This is a genomic window from Pseudomonas sp. CC11G, from assembly GCF_056174845.1.
On the sequence record NZ_JBWBZC010000001.1, the window covers coordinates 390,662 to 405,852 of the forward strand.

The 15,191-nt window shown below is 64.2% G+C and carries 12 protein-coding genes and 1 pseudogene; 6 read left to right on the plus strand and 7 right to left on the minus strand.

The features are described from left to right. Positions 1 to 3: 3 nt before the first annotated feature. The 4 genes from AC0V2S_RS01885 (at position 4) to AC0V2S_RS01900 (ending at position 5,563) form a co-directional block, all read left to right on the plus strand. Entirely contained in the window at positions 4 to 1,404 is a 1,401-nt protein-coding gene (locus tag AC0V2S_RS01885) for a PIG-L deacetylase family protein (protein WP_475508264.1), read from the plus strand. An 84-nt stretch (positions 1,405 to 1,488) separates the two neighbouring features. Next, entirely contained in the window at positions 1,489 to 2,913 is a 1,425-nt protein-coding gene (gene hldE / locus AC0V2S_RS01890; RefSeq protein ID WP_475508265.1) for a bifunctional D-glycero-beta-D-manno-heptose-7-phosphate kinase/D-glycero-beta-D-manno-heptose 1-phosphate adenylyltransferase HldE, read from the plus strand. Positions 2,914 to 3,042: 129 nt separating this feature from the next. Continuing rightward, positions 3,043 to 4,335 (plus strand): acyl-CoA dehydrogenase family protein, encoded by a 1,293-nt coding sequence (locus tag AC0V2S_RS01895; RefSeq protein WP_475508266.1) that lies wholly within the window; start codon positions 3,043 to 3,045, stop codon positions 4,333 to 4,335. 19 nt (positions 4,336 to 4,354) lie between these two features. After that, positions 4,355 to 5,563, plus strand: coding sequence for an acyl-CoA dehydrogenase family protein (locus tag AC0V2S_RS01900; RefSeq protein WP_475508267.1), 1,209 nt, complete (start codon positions 4,355 to 4,357; stop codon positions 5,561 to 5,563). Positions 5,564 to 5,659: 96 nt separating this feature from the next. Here the strand turns inward: AC0V2S_RS01900 and AC0V2S_RS01905 are convergent, their stop codons facing one another. The 4 genes from AC0V2S_RS01905 to AC0V2S_RS01920 form a co-directional block, all read right to left on the minus strand. Further along, positions 5,660 to 6,571, minus strand: coding sequence for a metal ABC transporter ATPase (locus tag AC0V2S_RS01905; RefSeq protein WP_475508268.1), 912 nt, complete (start codon positions 6,569 to 6,571; stop codon positions 5,660 to 5,662). 73 nt (positions 6,572 to 6,644) lie between these two features. After that, positions 6,645 to 7,466, minus strand: a complete 822-nt coding sequence (locus AC0V2S_RS01910) for an aldo/keto reductase (protein ID WP_475508269.1) — start codon at positions 7,464 to 7,466, stop codon at positions 6,645 to 6,647. Further along, complete coding sequence (locus tag AC0V2S_RS01915; RefSeq protein ID WP_475508270.1) at positions 7,463 to 8,638, minus strand: NAD(P)/FAD-dependent oxidoreductase; 1,176 nt, start codon at positions 8,636 to 8,638, stop codon at positions 7,463 to 7,465. Before AC0V2S_RS01915 ends, AC0V2S_RS01910 begins: the two co-directional genes overlap by 4 nt. Before the next feature lie 191 nt (positions 8,639 to 8,829). After that, the gene (locus AC0V2S_RS01920; RefSeq protein WP_475508271.1) at positions 8,830 to 9,162 is read right to left on the minus strand and encodes a DMT family transporter; all 333 of its coding nucleotides are present in this window, start codon (positions 9,160 to 9,162) and stop codon (positions 8,830 to 8,832) included. 107 nt (positions 9,163 to 9,269) lie between these two features. Here AC0V2S_RS01920 and AC0V2S_RS01925 point away from each other — a divergent pair, with 107 nt between their 5' ends. Next, complete coding sequence (locus AC0V2S_RS01925) at positions 9,270 to 10,154, plus strand: LysR family transcriptional regulator (RefSeq protein ID WP_475508272.1); 885 nt, start codon at positions 9,270 to 9,272, stop codon at positions 10,152 to 10,154. 31 nt (positions 10,155 to 10,185) lie between these two features. Further along, positions 10,186 to 11,459: pseudogene (gene waaA, locus AC0V2S_RS01930) on the plus strand (lipid IV(A) 3-deoxy-D-manno-octulosonic acid transferase). 41 nt (positions 11,460 to 11,500) lie between these two features. Here the strand turns inward: waaA and AC0V2S_RS01935 are convergent. The 3 genes from AC0V2S_RS01935 to AC0V2S_RS01945 all read right to left on the minus strand — a co-directional run bounded on the left by AC0V2S_RS01935 (position 11,501) and on the right by AC0V2S_RS01945 (position 15,162). Beyond that, entirely contained in the window at positions 11,501 to 12,205 is a 705-nt protein-coding gene (locus tag AC0V2S_RS01935) for a PqiC family protein (RefSeq protein ID WP_475508273.1), read from the minus strand. A 211-nt stretch (positions 12,206 to 12,416) separates the two neighbouring features. Then, positions 12,417 to 14,669, minus strand: coding sequence for a DNA topoisomerase IV subunit A (parC, locus tag AC0V2S_RS01940; protein WP_475508274.1), 2,253 nt, complete (start codon positions 14,667 to 14,669; stop codon positions 12,417 to 12,419). Positions 14,670 to 14,676: 7 nt separating this feature from the next. Next, positions 14,677 to 15,162, minus strand: a complete 486-nt coding sequence (locus tag AC0V2S_RS01945) for a retropepsin-like aspartic protease family protein (protein ID WP_475508686.1) — start codon at positions 15,160 to 15,162, stop codon at positions 14,677 to 14,679. Positions 15,163 to 15,191 lie beyond the last annotated feature (29 nt).

The window sequence follows — 15,191 nt, forward strand, 5'->3', positions numbered from 1 at the left end:
CCGATGAGTGCACGCAAACAGCAACTGCTCAAACAACACCGCCGCAACAAGCGCCTGTTCCTGCTGGCCGCGTTGCTGGTGTTGGCGTTGCTTGGCGTGCTGGTGGCCTGGTGGCTGGTGCCGGTGCTGCTGGTGCTGGGCTGGATCGGCCATGAAGCCTGGTTTGCCGATCACCTGTTCTACTCGCCCAAAGACGACTACCAGTATGAGTTTCCCGCCGGCACCGCGGCGCAGGCTGTGAAGCTGGCGGCGGGCAAGGTGCAACTGAGTGCCGCGCTGGCGCCCGGCGAAACGTTGATTCTGGCGGTGCAGCTGCGCGCCAACTGGTTGGGCCGCTGGCTCGACCCCTATGTACAAATCGGCGATGACCGCCAGGATTTCGAGCGCGGCGTAGCGGGGCGGCGTTACCTCAATCTGTCCGGTCAGGCCGCCGAGCTGGCGCAAGGGAGTCTGACGATCAAGGGCCGCTTCTGCCGCCTGGCGCCGGACGCCGAGCTGTTCTGCCTGACCAACGCCGACCACGCCGATCAGGCGCTGATGATCCTCGCGCCCCACGCCGACGACGCCGAACTGGCCGCCTTTGGCCTGTACAGCCGCAGCGCGAACGTCAGCATCGTCACCCTGACCCAGGGCGAAATCGAAGCCGAAAACTACCAGGCGCTGGGCTTGCCGAGCAGCGAGGCCGCCCGGCTCAAAGGTCGCTTGCGCGCCTGGGACAGCCTGGCCGTGCCGCTGTGGGGCGGGGTGCCGGCTAGCCATTGCGTGCAGTTGGGCTACTACTGTCTGCAACTGCCGGCCATGGCCGCCGAGCCCGATAACGCCTTCGGTTCACGCGAGTCCGGCGAGAGCGACGTGCGCAGCGTGCGCCAGCACAACCCACTGCGCTTGCCCGCCGATATCGATGGCGTACCGAGCTGGCGCAATCTGGTGGCTGATCTGGTGGAAGCGCTGGAGCATTTCCGCCCGCAGGTGGTGGTTACGCCACACCCCGAGCTCGACCCGCATTCCGACCACGTCGCCACTACCCAAGCATTGCAACAGGCCATTGCGCTCAGCAGCTGGAAACCGCAAACGCTGCTGCTGTACGCCAACCATTTGCACGACAACGACCGCTGGCCCATGGGCCCGGCCGGCAACGGCATCGCCCTACCGCCAGCCATCGAAGCGCTGCCGGCCGACCCGTTGTGGAGCCCGCTGCTGAGCCCCTCCGTGCAGCTGGATAAAGCCATGGCCCTGGGCATGCAACACGATCTGCAAGGCCGGCCGCCGCTGAAAAAGCGTCTGCGCCGCCTGATTCAACAGCTCCTCGCCGGGCGCCGCTGGCCGGCCACCGGGGAGGACGAATTCTTTCGCAAGGCGGTCCGGCGGCACGAGCTGTTCTGGGTCCGTCGTTTACCCGATTGAGGCGCGGCGCCCGGCCGTCGAGCTGGGCGCGTACCTTGCTGTGCTATATTTTTTTGCCGCGTTTTTAGCGTCCCCGGAGAGTCCATGAAGTTGTCCATGCCCCGTTTTGATCAGGCTGCTGTGTTGGTGGTCGGTGATGTCATGCTCGACCGCTACTGGCATGGCGGCACCTCGCGGATTTCTCCGGAAGCGCCGGTGCCGGTGGTGCGCGTCGATCAGATCGAAGACCGTCCCGGTGGTGCCGCCAACGTCGCCCTGAACATCGCCGCCCTCGGCGCGCCGGCCCGCTTGGTCGGCGTGACTGGTGAAGACGAAGCTGCCGACAGCCTCAGCGCCAGTCTGCAGGGCGCCAAGGTGCAAGCACACTTCCAGCGCATTGCCGGGCAGCCGACCATCGTCAAACTGCGCGTCATGAGCCGCCACCAGCAACTGCTGCGCATGGACTTCGAAGAGCCCTTCAGGACCGACACCGTAGCCCTGACCGCTTCGGTTGAAAGCCAGCTCGACGGCATCAAGGTGCTGGTGCTGTCGGACTACGGCAAAGGTGCGCTGCAAAACCATCAGGAGCTGATCCAGGCGGCCCGCTCGCGCAATATCCCGGTGCTGGCCGACCCCAAGGGCAAAGACTTCGCCATCTACCGTGGCGCCAGCCTGATCACCCCGAACCTGAATGAATTCGAAACCATCGTCGGCCGCTGCGCCGACGAAGCCGAGCTGGTCGCCAAAGGCGCCGAGCTGATGCGCGAACTGGAACTGGGCGCGCTGCTGGTTACCCGCGGCGAGCACGGCATGACCCTGCTGCGCCCCGGCCACCCAGCCCTGCACCTGCCAGCCCGTGCCCGCGAAGTGTTCGATGTGACCGGCGCCGGCGACACCGTGATTTCCACCCTGGCCGCCTCAATCGCTGCCGGTGAAGAACTGCCGCAAGCCGTTGCCCTGGCCAACCTGGCCGCCGGCATCGTGGTCGGCAAGCTGGGTACCGCTGCCATCAGCGCCCCGGAACTGCGCCGCGCCGTGCAGCGCGAAGAAGGTTCCGAGCGTGGCGTGCTGACCCTGGATCAACTGCTCACCAGCATCGACGACGCCCGTGCCCACGGCGAGAAAATCGTCTTCACCAATGGCTGCTTCGACATTCTGCACGCTGGCCACGTGACCTACCTGGAACAGGCGCGCGCCCAGGGCGACCGTCTGGTGCTGGCGGTGAATGACGATGCTTCTGTCAGCCGCTTAAAAGGGCCCGGTCGGCCGATCAACTCGGTGGATCGCCGCATGGCCGTGCTGGCCGGTTTGGGCGCGGTGGATTGGGTGGTGAGTTTTAGCGAAGACACCCCGGAAAACCTGCTGCGTGCGGTGAAGCCAGATGTGTTGGTGAAAGGCGGCGACTACGGCGTGGAGCAGGTGGTCGGCGCCGATATCGTCAAAGCCTATGGCGGCGACGTGCGGGTGTTGGGGTTGGTGGAAAACAGCTCGACTACGGCGATCGTCAACAAGATCCTCGAGCGTAAATAAAACCATCGAGGCTTTAGCCTCGAGCTTTTGATCTATATGGCTGACCTGCCAGTCGCTGTTGGCGGAGCGGTCATAGGCGCGGCGAAATGACGCGCGCATGCTGCGGGCATCTTCATCCTGGACGGAAAGATGCCCATGAATGCCGATGTACAAGGCCGCGCTCTGGCCATTCTCAATCGCATGGCGCAGGCCGATTGGCCGGACCGCCTGAATCTGCGCAAGCCCTTTGAAAAGCTGATTTACACCGGTAGCCGCGCGAGCTTTCGCCTGGCCGCCGACCGCGCCCAGAAGGGCGGCGCCCGCACGCCGCGCAAGGCCGACCCCGACGCGCTGTTCGATCTGTTCCTGAGCGACGAACAGCAAATGCTGGTCGAGATGCTCGAAAGCTTTGCCAGCGAAGTGCTGCGCCCGGCCGCCCATGATGCCGATGCCAACGCGGCCATTCCCGCCGAACTGCTCAACCAGGCCCAGGACCTGGGCCTGACCTTCTACGGCGTAAACGAAGTGCACGGCGGCATGGCCGGCGAGCGCACCACCGTCAGCAATGCGCTGATTGCCGAAGCCCTGGCCAAGGGCGATATGTCGCTCGCCGCCGCTTTGCTGGTTCCGCTGTCGGCAGCCAACTGCATTCGCCGTTGGGGCTCTTCCGAGCAGCAGCAACGCTGGCTGCCGGCGTTTGTCGGTGAAAGCACGGCACCGGTGATGGCCATCGCCGTCAACGAACCCGAAGCCCTGTTCGACCCGCAGAAGCTGGCCACCAAGGCCAAGCGCAAGGGCAAGCACTACCACCTGAGCGGCGAGAAATGTCTGGTGCTGCGCGGCCTGGATGCCAGCCATCTGATCATTGCCGCCCAGGCCGAAAACGGCCCGGCGCTATTTATTGTCGAGGCCGGCAGCAAAGGCCTGCAGCGCTTCCCGGAACCGGGCATGGGCCTCAAGGCCGGCGCCACGGCGCGGGTAAAGCTCAAGGGTGTGAAAGTGCCCGCCGAGCAGCGCCTGAATGCCGAACACTTCAACTACCAAAGCTTCCTGGATCACGCCGCCCTGGCCTGGTGTGCCCTGGCGATTGGCACTGGGCAAGCCGCGCTGGAATACGTCACCACCTACTGCAACGAGCGCGTCGCCTTCGGTGAGCCCATCAGCCACCGCCAGGGCGTGGCCTTTATGGTGGCCGACATCGCCATCGAGCTGGACGCTATGCGCATGCTCACCTGGCGCGCCTGCGCCCGTGCCGAGCAAGGGCTGCCGTTCCACCGCGAAGCCTACCTGGCCCGCCTGCTGTGCGCCGAGAAGGCGATGAAGATCGGCACCGACGCCGTGCAGCTCTTGGGCGGCCATGGCTTTACCAAAGAACACCCAGCCGAGCGCTGGTACCGCGACCTTCGCGCCGTTGCCATCATGGCCGGCGGCTTGCAGCTTTGATCGCCAGGGAGTTACGACCATGAATCTGGAAACCCCGAAGAAATTCGCCGGCCTCAAACATCAGGCCCACCAGGTGGCGGCCAACTATTTCCGGCCGATCTCACGCAAATACGACAAAGCCGAGCACGCCTACCCCAAGGAACTCGACCTGCTGGCCGCCTTGCTGGACGGCATGAATGCCGGCTCGCCAGACGCCATTGGCGCCACCTCGGCGAGCAAGCGCGGCGCGGCCAAATCGCTGGAAGAGGGCGTGAAGAACGGCGGCAACCTGTCGGCGCTGCTCGGCGTGATGGAGCTGTGCTGGGGTGATGTCGGCTTGCTGCTCGCCATGCCGCGCCAAGGCCTGGGCAATGCCGCCATTGCTGCCGTGGCCAACGACGAACAGCTGCAACGCTTTAGCGGCACCTGGGCGGCCATGGCGATCACCGAGCCGGGCACCGGCTCCGACTCGGCGGCCATCCGCACCACGGCGCGCAAAGATGGCGACCACTATGTGCTGAACGGCGAGAAAATCTTCGTCACTTCTGGCGAGCGCGCTGATTCGGTGGTGGTCTGGGCCACGCTGGACAAGGCGCTGGGCCGGGCGGCGATCAAATCGTTCGTGGTCGAGCACGGCACGCCGGGCATGACCGTGACGCGCCTGGAAAAGAAACTCGGCATCAAGGCTTCCGACACCGCGTCCATCAGTTTTAGCGATTGCCGCGTGCCGGCCGCCAACCTGCTGGGCAACCCGGAAGTGGATGTGCAGAAGGGCTTTGCCGGCGTGATGGAAACCTTCGACAACACCCGGCCGCTGGTAGCCGGCATGGCAATCGGCGTGGCCAAGGCCTCGCTGGACCGCACCCGTGAGCTGCTTAAAGACACCTTCCGCTTCGACTACGCCAAGCCGTTGCTGGCTGTGAGCCACGCCGAAGCCACGCTGTATCGTCTGGAAGCCGAATGGGAGGCGGCGCGCTTGCTGACCCTGAAAGCGGCGTGGATGGCCGACAACAAACTGCCCAACTCCAAGGAAGCCTCCATCGCCAAAGCCAAGGCGGGCCGGGTGGCTAACGAAGTGACGCTCAAGTGCGTGGAGTTGGCGGGGGCGTTGGGCTACGGCGAGGATGAGTTGCTGGAGAAGTGGGCGCGGGACTCGAAGATTCTCGACATCTTTGAAGGCACGCAGCAGATTCAGCTGCTGATTGTGGCGCGGCGGTTGTTGGGTAAGTCATCCAGCGAGTTGAAGTAGCCCCCAACATCAAAAGCTCGAGGCTGAAGCCTCTCCCACTTCAGAACGCAAACTCTTGTGGGAGAGGCTTCAGCCTCGATGCTTTTGATCTTTGGCTTAACTACACGCCACTTTTGCCTGAGGCTTTTTTGCCTCCAACCCCTGCTGGGCAACCCAGTCCTTCCAGCGAATCCGCTCTTCCTTCACCAGCCAGCCTTCCTGCGGCGCAAAGCTTTCGGCCAGGAATATCCCGCGCGTACTCGCCGGCACGAGCACACCCTGTTTAAGGGTGAGCAGCTCGGCGCAGGGTTTGCCGTGTTGCAATGGAATCAGGTACAGATCCGGCCTGCGCCGATCCAGGCGCGCCACCAACTTGGCTTCTTCCAGCTTTTCATCGACGTGAAACAGGCTCAATTGCTTCGTGTCTTTGGGCAGCTCCAGGCGCAGGTCGTAGACCAACTGCAACGACGAGGTCGGCACATGCACATAGGCGCGTGGGCGTTCGATCAGGGTGAGGTTGCCGCAGCGAATCGGCCGCGCCGCGCCGGACAGCGGGCTCAAGCTAAAGCTCGCCGATTGCCGGTAGCGCAGGGCGCTCTGGTAGGGCGTTGGCAGCCAGGTGTCGCCAAAGCGGCCGCCCAGCCAGCCTTCCGGGGTTTCCAGCAGGCATTCTTCGGCCACTTCCTGAATGGCGGTCAGCAGCGGCAGATTGAGTTCATGGGCCGGCACGTAGCCGGAGATCAGCTTGAGCACCACATCGCCCCGGTCGGCGCGGCGCTGGCGCACCAGCACCCAATAGTCGCGGCCTTGCCAGCTGAGGGTCAGGCGCACGGAGACGCCGAGATTGGCCAGTTCGGCCTGGAAGGTTTCGGTTTCGGTCAGGGGTAACGGTTGGCGGCGGTCCAGCACCTGGCCGAAATTCAGCGGCGGGCCAATGCCTTCATAACTGAGGCCGCTGGCGCTGGCCTGCACATTCAGGGCAAGGGTCTTGAAGTCGCTGGGCGCTTTGCGCGTTAACGTTTTTGGCATCGTGTTCGGCTCCTTCGTCTGGGCTTCTCAAGGAGAAACCTCCATGGCTGGCGTAGGCCGTCTTTATTCTGTTTTAGCCAGCGCGCAGGGCACGAATAACGTCGGCTGCGGTGGCGACATTGTGTGACAGGTGCAGCGGATTGATGGTTCCGACAATAGCGCTGGCCACCGCCGGGTGAGCGAAGGCCAACTCGAAGCTGGCACGTACCGGATCGACGCCCGGTTCCAGGCACACATGCCCGCTGGCCAAGGCCTTCTTCAGCAGAATGCCTTTGCCGTGTTGCAAAGCGTAGTCCAGCACCGGGCGTTCGCCTTGCTCATTGAGGTTGTAGGTGACCATGGCGCAGTCGCCTTGCTCCAGGGCCAGCAAACCGCCTTCTACCGTCTTGCCGGAAAAGCCATACGCACCGATTTTGCCTTCGGCCTTGAGGGCGGCGAGGGTCGCGTATACCGCTTGATCGCGCAGCACGTTCAGGTCATTGCCGTCGGAATGCACGAGCACCAGGTCGATATGGTCGGTTTCCAGACGGGTGAGGCTGCGCTCCACCGACCGGCGGGTGTGCTCGGCGGAGAAGTCATGGTGCGACAGGCCGTCGGCAAACTCTTCGCCGACCTTGCTGACGATCACCCATTTGTCGCGCTGGCCGCGCAGCAGCGGGCCCAGGCGTTCTTCGCTGCGCCCGTAGGCTGGCGCAGTGTCGATCAGGTTGATGCCCAGCTCCTGGGCCAGGTCCAGCAGCAAGCGCGCGTCGGTGTCATCAGGAATCTGAAAACCGTTGGGGTATTTCACGCCCTGATCGCGGCCCAGTTTTACCGTGCCCAAGCCCAGCGGCGACACCAGCAGCCCGGTGCTGCCCAGTGGGCGGTGCAGGTCGTGCAGGGTTTTCTGGCTCATGGCAGCAGAGTGTCCCAAACAGTGGGTGCCACCGGCGGGCGTGGCAGCTCGGGCAGCGGCGGGTAGGTGCCGGGCTGCACGCCGTCACGCTGCAGGGTTTGCAGTACGCGGTCGGCCAGGTCCGGGGCGAGGGCCAGTTTGGTCGGCCAGCCGATCATCAAGCGCTTGTGCTCGGCGAGGAAGGCGTTGTCCGGGCGCATCAGGCCACTTTGCGCCGGCTCGGCACGGTCGACCCGCAAGGCCGCCCAATGTGCCTGGCTGAAATCCACCCAGGGCAGCAGGTTGCTCATTTCTTTCTGCGCGGCGGCAATCTGCGCCTGGCCGTCGCGGGCCACGCCGTCGGCTTCAGCCAGGTCGCCGCCCAGGTACCACAGCCATTGGCCGTCGGCGGTGGGGTGGGTAGTGACGGTAACGCGCGGCTTGGGGCCCGCGCCCAGGCAGTGGGCGTAGAGCGGTTTCAGGGTCGGGCCTTTCACCATCACCATATGCAGCGGCCGGCGTTGCATCAGTGGCTGGCTCTGGCCGAGGGCGGTGAGCAGGGCGGCATTGCCGGCGCCGGCACTGAGCACCACGCGCTGGGCGCGGATTTCACGACCGTCTACAACCAGCCCGGCCAGCTCGCCGTCGTCCAGCAGCGGCTCGATGGCGGCACCGCTCAGCAGGCTGTCGCCGGCCAACTCGGCCAGGCGCTTGATCAGGCTCGGCACATCAAGCACCAGCTCATTGAGGCGGTACACCTTGCCTTTGAATTTGGGGTCTTGCAGGGCGGGGGGCAGGTCGGCACCTTTTACTTGATCAACGCGGGTGCGCACGGCCTTGCTGGCAAAGAAGCTGGTGAGGTTGCCGGCCAGGGTGCCGGGCGACCATAGATAGTGGGCTTGGGACAGCACCCTGGCGCCACGCAGGTCCAGCTCGCCGCTGCCATCCAGCGCTTCGCGCCAGCGCCGCGGCATATCCGCGATGGCTTCCGAGGCGCCGGTGAGGGCGCCGTGCAACGCGTATTTGGCGCCGCCATGGATGATGCCCTGGGACTTCACACTCTGGCCGCCGCCGAGGCTGGCGCTTTCCACCAGCACGGTGGCAAAGCCTTGCTGGCGCAGGCGCGCGTTCAGCCACAGGCCGGCGATACCGCCGCCGACGATCAGAATGTCAGTGCTAAGGGCTTGGGACATGGAGCGGGCTGCCTCAGAAAAAAACTGGCCGGCAGTATAACCCCCCGCGATTTGCTGCGCGTCGGCCCCCCGGCGTTAAAAAGCCCCGCTGAAATGCTCATTGGCTAGAGCCAACTCCGCTTTCATCGGGGCTTTTTGCCTTGTGGGTCTCTAGCTCGCTAAATCGCTAAACCGAGTTTGAACAACGAAGATCAATGCCCGGTAGTGCTGGAGAACAGTTGAATCACCACCACCCCCGCCACAATCATCGCCATCCCCAGCATCGCCGGCAGGTCCAGCTTCTGGCTGTAGATAATCCCCGCCGCAATGCTCACCAGTACAATCCCCAGCCCCGCCCACACGGCGTAGGCCACGCCCACGGGAATGGTGCGCACCACCAGCGTCAGCATCCAGAAGGAGATGGCGTAGCCCACGATAACCAAGGTCAGCGGCAGCGGCTTGTTGAAGCCGTCGATGGCTTTCATGGAGGTGGTGGCGATCACTTCCGAGGCAATGGCGATGCCTAAATACAGGTAACCGGACATGGCAGGGCTCCTTCTTTACTGTGCTGCGCGTCTGAGGCGGAGGATTCTAAGCGCTGGCGCGATGGGATAAAGTCATTACCTATCTGGTTTGAAGATGGGTTGCCGCCATGCAGTGGAATTTTGAGCAGTTGCGTTTGTTTGTGAGCGTGGCCGAAAGCCAGTCGTTTTCGGCCGTGGCGCGGCGACTGAATCGCGCGCAGTCGGCGGTGAGCACGGCCATTGCGATGCTGGAAACCGACTTGGGCATGTTGCTGTTCGACCGCAGCAGCGGGCGCCAGCCGCGCCTCACTGAGGCCGGCCTGGTCCTGCTGGAAGATGCGCGGGAGATTCTGCGCCAGTGCGAGCGCCTCGAAGGCCGCGCCATGGGCCTGATGCGCGGCGAAGAAGCGTGCCTGCGTCTGGCCCAGGATGAGGCGATGCCTTACCAGCCTGTTCTCGATAGCCTGGAAGCGTTGGCGCGGCAGTTTCCGCGCCTGGAGGTGCAGCTTTCCAGCGGCGCCCAGGGCGATGTGGCGCGCAAGCTGTTGGAGCGGCGCGCCGACCTCGGCCTGCTGTTTCACCACGAAGACATGCCCCGTGCCCTGGAGCGCCAGCGACTGGGCACCATCGAGATGGTGACCGTGTGCGCCGCCGGGCATGCCTTGGCCAAGGCGCAGTACGTCGACCGCCATGCCCTGGCCCAGCACCGCCAGTTGCTGATGACCCCGCAAGACAGCCGCTACCCCGGCGGCGAGCAGATCAGCCCGGCGGTATGGCGCACCGACAGCTTCTATTCCATGGCCGAACTGGTGATGCGTAACCTCGGCTGGGCCTGGCTGCCGCGCCATGTGGCGCAGTACCCGACCTACCTCAACCAACTGGTGGAACTGCGCAGCGACTGGGCGCCGCCGCCGTTGGTGGTGGAGCTGGTGTGCCGGCGCGACGAAGCGCTGGGCCCGGCGGCCGTATGGCTAGCCGACTGTTTTGCCGAGCACCTGCAGGCAATCGGTTGAGCGCCGCTGCCAAGTCAGTAAACTGCCCGGCATGAATCGAACCCTCTATACCCTGCTGTTTCACCTCGGCCTGCCGCTGATTGCGCTGCGCCTGTTCCTGCGTGGCCGCAAGGCGCCGGCCTACCGCCAGCGTATCGGCGAGCGCTTTGCTTTCAGCTTGCCGGCGCTGCAACCGGGCGGCATCTGGGTGCACGCCGTGTCGGTGGGCGAAAGCATTGCCGCCGCGCCGATGATTCGCGCGTTGCGGGCGCGTTATCCACAGCTGCCGATCACCGTGACCTGCATGACGCCTACCGGCTCCGAGCGCATTCAGGCGCTGTTTGCCGGTGATGCGCTGATTCAGCACTGCTACCTGCCGTACGACTTGCCGTGGGCGGCGTCGCGGTTTCTTAACCATGCGCGGCCCAAGCTTGCGGTGATTATGGAAACCGAGCTGTGGCCCAACCATATCCACCAATGCGCGGTGCGCGGTATTCCGGTGGCGTTGGCCAATGGCCGGTTGTCTGCGCGTTCGGCGCGGGGCTATGGCCGCTTCGCCAAGCTGACCGCGCCGATGCTTGCGGAAATGAGTTTGCTGGCCGTGCAGACCGAAGCTGAAGCCGAGCGCTTTCGTAGCCTGGGCGCGCGAGCTGAATGCGTGACGGTGACCGGCTCGATCAAGTTCGACCTGACCATCGACCCTGAGCTGCTACAGCGAGCGGCTGCGCTACGCACCGAGTGGCACGCCGTCGGCCGTCCAGTCTGGATTGCTGCCAGCACCCACGCCGGCGAGGACGACATCATTTTGGCGGCGCATCAGCAATTGCTGGCCCGTCACCCGAGGCGTTGCTGATTCTGGTGCCGCGCCACCCCGAGCGTTTTAACAGCGTGTGCGAGCTGTGCGGCAAGTTCGGCTTGAATACCGTGCGCCGCTCGACGGCAGCGCCGGTCAACGACACCACCCAAGTGTTGCTCGGCGACACGATGGGCGAGTTGCTGTTTCTTTACGCCCTGGCTGATATCGCCTTTGTCGGCGGCAGCCTGGTGGCCAATGGCGGGCACAACCTGCTGGAACCGGCGGCGCTGGGCAAACCGGTGCTGGCCGGGCCGCACCTGTTCAACTTTCTGGAAATTGCTGCGCAGTTGCGTGAGGCAGGGGCGTTGCGCGAAGCGGCTGATGCGCAGCAGCTGGCGGATACAGTGGGCGAGCTGTGGCAGAAGCCGGAAGAAGCCGAGCAGATGCGCGCGGCGGGGCTGGCGGTGATGCAGCGCAACCAAGGCGCGTTGGGGCGGTTGCTGGACGGATTGTCACGGCTGCTCTCGTAAGCCATAAAAAACCGCTCAGCTGAGCGGTTTTTTTATGGGGCTTAGAAGCGGAACACTTCCGTCTGCTGCCGCACCGGCGCCGCTTTGGGAATCTGCGGCGGCTCCGGTGTTTTGGCCGGTGCCGGTGTGGCGGCGGGTTTGCGCGTTTCCTCGGCAATCGGCTGCTCCGACAACGGCTTGATCGCCGAGGCCAGTTGTTCAGCCAGGCGCCGCAGAATCACGCTCTGCGCGCGCACCTGGTCGGCCGAGCCACCCTGGTGCGGTTCTTCGATATGAATCAGGCGGCTGTCGCGCAGTTGCCCGCGACGGTCCAGCAAACGCCATTGGGCATCCAGCACCGCCGGCTGCTGGGGGCCGGAGTCCATGCGGCTGATGGTCAACTCCACCTGCACATCCGGCACAAAACCGGCGGCGCCTGGGGCCATCACCAACCGTTGGGTATTCAGGCGCGAGGCCAGTTGGCGCAATAGCACCTGGTCGATATCGGCGCCCAGGGTGCCCGCCCAGCGAGCTTGGGTGTCGGGCGTCAGGCTGCCGTCCTGCTGACGTTGCAGCAAGGTTTGCTGTTGCAGATAGTCGGCGATGGAAACCGGGCCCAACAAAACCGCCACGCCTTTGTTGGCGACGGGCATCTGCGGGTTGCCGCTATCCAGTTGGTACAGGGTGACCGGTTGCTGGGCGACGCAACCGACCATGCTCAGCAGGCTGGTTAACACCAGCAGTGAGGGGAGTCGCAACGAAATCATCTATTTCATCCAGGCAATGGCACGCATGCCACTTGCAGCAAATCACTGGGTCGAGGCTGGCTATCATCCGACAAACCTGCCGTTGACTCCAGCCTTGCGACCATTACGGCATGCGTCGAACGCGCGCCGCAGAGCGTTCTAGTCAGGCTAATTGACCTGATCTGGCCGCGAACAGCGCGCTTCAAGCGGTAAAGCGCGCTCTTCTCCCGGTTTAGCCCTCTACCAGCAACCCGTCCACTCGTTGGAAGCCACGGGGCAGTTTGTTGCCGCGCCGGCCGCGTTCGCCTTTGTAGTGCTCCAGGTCGTCGGCCTTGAGCGACAGCGTGCGTTTGCCCGCTTGCAGCACCAGGGTGGCGCCAGCTGGCAGCACGGCGATGCCGGTGACGAACTCTTCGCGGCTGGCCACACGGTCGCCCGGCACGCCGATGATCTTGTTGCCTTTACCTTTGCCCAGTTGCGGCAGGTCAGCCACTTTGAACAGCAGCAGGCGACCTTCGGTGGTTACCGCCGCCAGCCAGTCTTCCTCGCGGCTGGCCACGGCTTGCGGCAGCAGCACCTTGGCGCCGTTCGGCAGGCTGAGCAGGGCCTTGCCGGCCTTGTTCTTGGCTTGCAGGTCTTCACCTTTCACCACAAAGCCGTAACCGGCGTCGGATGCGATCACGAACAGCGCATCGTCGTCCGGCAGCAGCACGCATTCGAAGGTGGCGCCCGGCGGTGGGGTCAGGCGGCCGGTCAGCGGCTCGCCCTGGCCACGGGCCGATGGCAACGAATGCGCGGCCAGCGAGTAACTGCGCCCGGTGGAGTCGATAAACACCGCGTATTGGTTGGAGCGACCCGGTGCCGAGGCTTTGAACTCGTCGCCGGCTTTATAGGAAAGACCGGTGGCGTCGATATCGTGGCCCTTAGCGCAACGCACCCAGCCTTTTTCCGAGACGACGACGGTGACCGGCTCGGTCGGCATCAGCTCGGTTTCCGACAGGGCTTTGGCTTCGGCGCGCGCCACAATCGGCGAGCGGCGGTTGTCGCCATAGGTTTCTGCGTCGGCAATCAGCTCGGTACGCACCAGCTTGCGCAGCTTGGTTTCGCTGCCCAGCAGGGCTTGCAGCTTGGCTTGTTCCTTGGCGAGTTCTTCTTGCTCGCCACGGATTTTCATCTCTTCCAACCGCGCCAACTGACGCAGACGGGTATCGAGGATGTAGTCGGCCTGAATGTCGGTGAGGGCGAAACGCTCCATCAATACCGATTTCGGGTGTTCCTCGGTGCGGATGATATGGATCACTTCATCCAGGTTGAGGAAGGCGATCAGCAAGCCGTCCAACAGGTGCAGGCGACGCTCGACCTTGTCCAGGCGGAACTGCAGGCGGCGACGCACGGTGCCGATGCGGAACACCAGCCATTCGCTGAGCAGCTGGCGCAGGTTCTTCACCTGCGGTTTGCCGTCCAGGCCAATGATGTTGATGTTCACCCGGTAGCTGGATTCGAGCTCCGTGGTGGCGAACAGGTGGGCCATCAGCTCATCGGCATCCACGCGGTTGGAGCGCGGAATAATCACGATGCGGCATGGGTGTTCATGGTCCGACTCATCACGCAGGTCGGCGACCATCGGCAGCTTTTTCGCCTGCATCTGGCCGGCGATCTGTTCCAGCACTTTGGCACCGGAAACCTGGTGGGGCAGGGCGGTAACGACGATATCGCCATCTTCCACGCGGTACACGGCGCGCATGCGCACCGAGCCTTTGCCGGTTTCGTAGATTTTCAGCAGGTCGGCGCGCGGGGTGATGACTTCTGCTTCGGTCGGATAGTCCGGGCCGAGTACGTGTTCACAGAGTTGCTCGACGGTGGCGTTGGGCTCGTCCAGCAGGCGCACGCAGGCGGTGGCGACTTCGCGCAGGTTGTGCGGCGGTACGTCGGTGGCCATGCCCACGGCGATGCCAGTGGTGCCGTTGAGCAGCAAGTTGGGCAGGCGCGCCGGCAGTACGGCGGGCTCGTCCAGGGTGCCGTCGAAGTTCGGTACCCAGTCGGCGGTGCCTTGGCCGAGTTCGGTCAGCAGCACTTCCGAGTAACGCGACAGGCGCGCTTCGGTGTAACGCATGGCGGCGAAAGATTTGGGATCATCCGGCGCCCCCCAGTTGCCCTGGCCGTCGACCAGCGTGTAGCGGTAGCTGAACGGCTGGGCCATGAGCACCATGGCTTCGTAGCAGGCCGAGTCGCCGTGGGGGTGGAACTTACCCAGTACGTCACCGACGGTACGCGCCGATTTCTTGTGCTTGGAATCGGCGTCCAGGCCCAGCTCGCTCATCGCATAGATGATGCGTCGCTGTACGGGTTTGAGGCCGTCACCAATGTGCGGCAGGGCGCGGTCCATGATCACGTACATGGAGTAGTTCAGGTAGGCCTGCTCGGTGAAGTCGGCCAGGGAGCGCCGCTCCACGCCGTCCAGGCTCAGGTCTAGAGAGTCGCTCATGCGTGCCTCATTGAGTGGTGGTCTGGCGCAGCACCAAGGTGCCGTCGCGCTGGGTGAATTCCAATTGTTTGAGTGCGCTCATGCCGAGCAACACTTCATCGCCTTGCATGCCCGGGGCGACAATGCCGCGCACGTTATGCAAGACGATCTCGCCTACTTGCAGGCTGTCGATCTGGGTGCGGTAACCGCTGCTCATGCCATTGGCCGTGCTTAACGTGACCGGTGCGCCGCGCTGCAGCTTGAGGCTGTCGGCGACGCTGGCCGGAATCGCCACATCGGTGGCGCCGGTGTCGAGCATAAATAACACGCTGGTGCCGTTGATGGCGCCGGTGGACACAAAGTGGCCCTGGCCGTTGCCCGCCAGGCGCACCTCAATAAAACCCTGACCGTGGGACGACATCGGCACCTGATTGGGATTGTGCTTTTTGTTTTCCCAGATGCCGAAAAAATGCGTGGCCAAGGCCAGCCCGGCGCCCCAGAAGAGCACCCACATCACGCGCCCGGCACGCCGGCCCACGGTCT

What these genes read in the sequence shown, in the direction of transcription:
- parC (WP_475508274.1), bottom strand. Translation starts at nt 14,669, where the DNA reads ATGAGCGACTCTCTAGACCTGAGCCTGGACGGCGTGGAGCGGCGCTCC.
- AC0V2S_RS01945 (WP_475508686.1), bottom strand. Translation starts at nt 15,162, where the DNA reads ATGTGGGTGCTCTTCTGGGGCGCCGGGCTGGCCTTGGCCACGCATTTT.
- hldE (WP_475508265.1), top strand. Translation starts at nt 1,489, where the DNA reads ATGAAGTTGTCCATGCCCCGTTTTGATCAGGCTGCTGTGTTGGTGGTC.
- AC0V2S_RS01895 (WP_475508266.1), top strand. Translation starts at nt 3,043, where the DNA reads ATGCCCATGAATGCCGATGTACAAGGCCGCGCTCTGGCCATTCTCAAT.
- AC0V2S_RS01885 (WP_475508264.1), top strand. Translation starts at nt 4, where the DNA reads ATGAGTGCACGCAAACAGCAACTGCTCAAACAACACCGCCGCAACAAG.
- AC0V2S_RS01915 (WP_475508270.1), bottom strand. Translation starts at nt 8,638, where the DNA reads ATGTCCCAAGCCCTTAGCACTGACATTCTGATCGTCGGCGGCGGTATC.
- AC0V2S_RS01935 (WP_475508273.1), bottom strand. Translation starts at nt 12,205, where the DNA reads ATGATTTCGTTGCGACTCCCCTCACTGCTGGTGTTAACCAGCCTGCTG.
- AC0V2S_RS01920 (WP_475508271.1), bottom strand. Translation starts at nt 9,162, where the DNA reads ATGTCCGGTTACCTGTATTTAGGCATCGCCATTGCCTCGGAAGTGATC.
- AC0V2S_RS01910 (WP_475508269.1), bottom strand. Translation starts at nt 7,466, where the DNA reads ATGAGCCAGAAAACCCTGCACGACCTGCACCGCCCACTGGGCAGCACC.
- AC0V2S_RS01905 (WP_475508268.1), bottom strand. Translation starts at nt 6,571, where the DNA reads ATGCCAAAAACGTTAACGCGCAAAGCGCCCAGCGACTTCAAGACCCTT.
- AC0V2S_RS01900 (WP_475508267.1), top strand. Translation starts at nt 4,355, where the DNA reads ATGAATCTGGAAACCCCGAAGAAATTCGCCGGCCTCAAACATCAGGCC.
- AC0V2S_RS01925 (WP_475508272.1), top strand. Translation starts at nt 9,270, where the DNA reads ATGCAGTGGAATTTTGAGCAGTTGCGTTTGTTTGTGAGCGTGGCCGAA.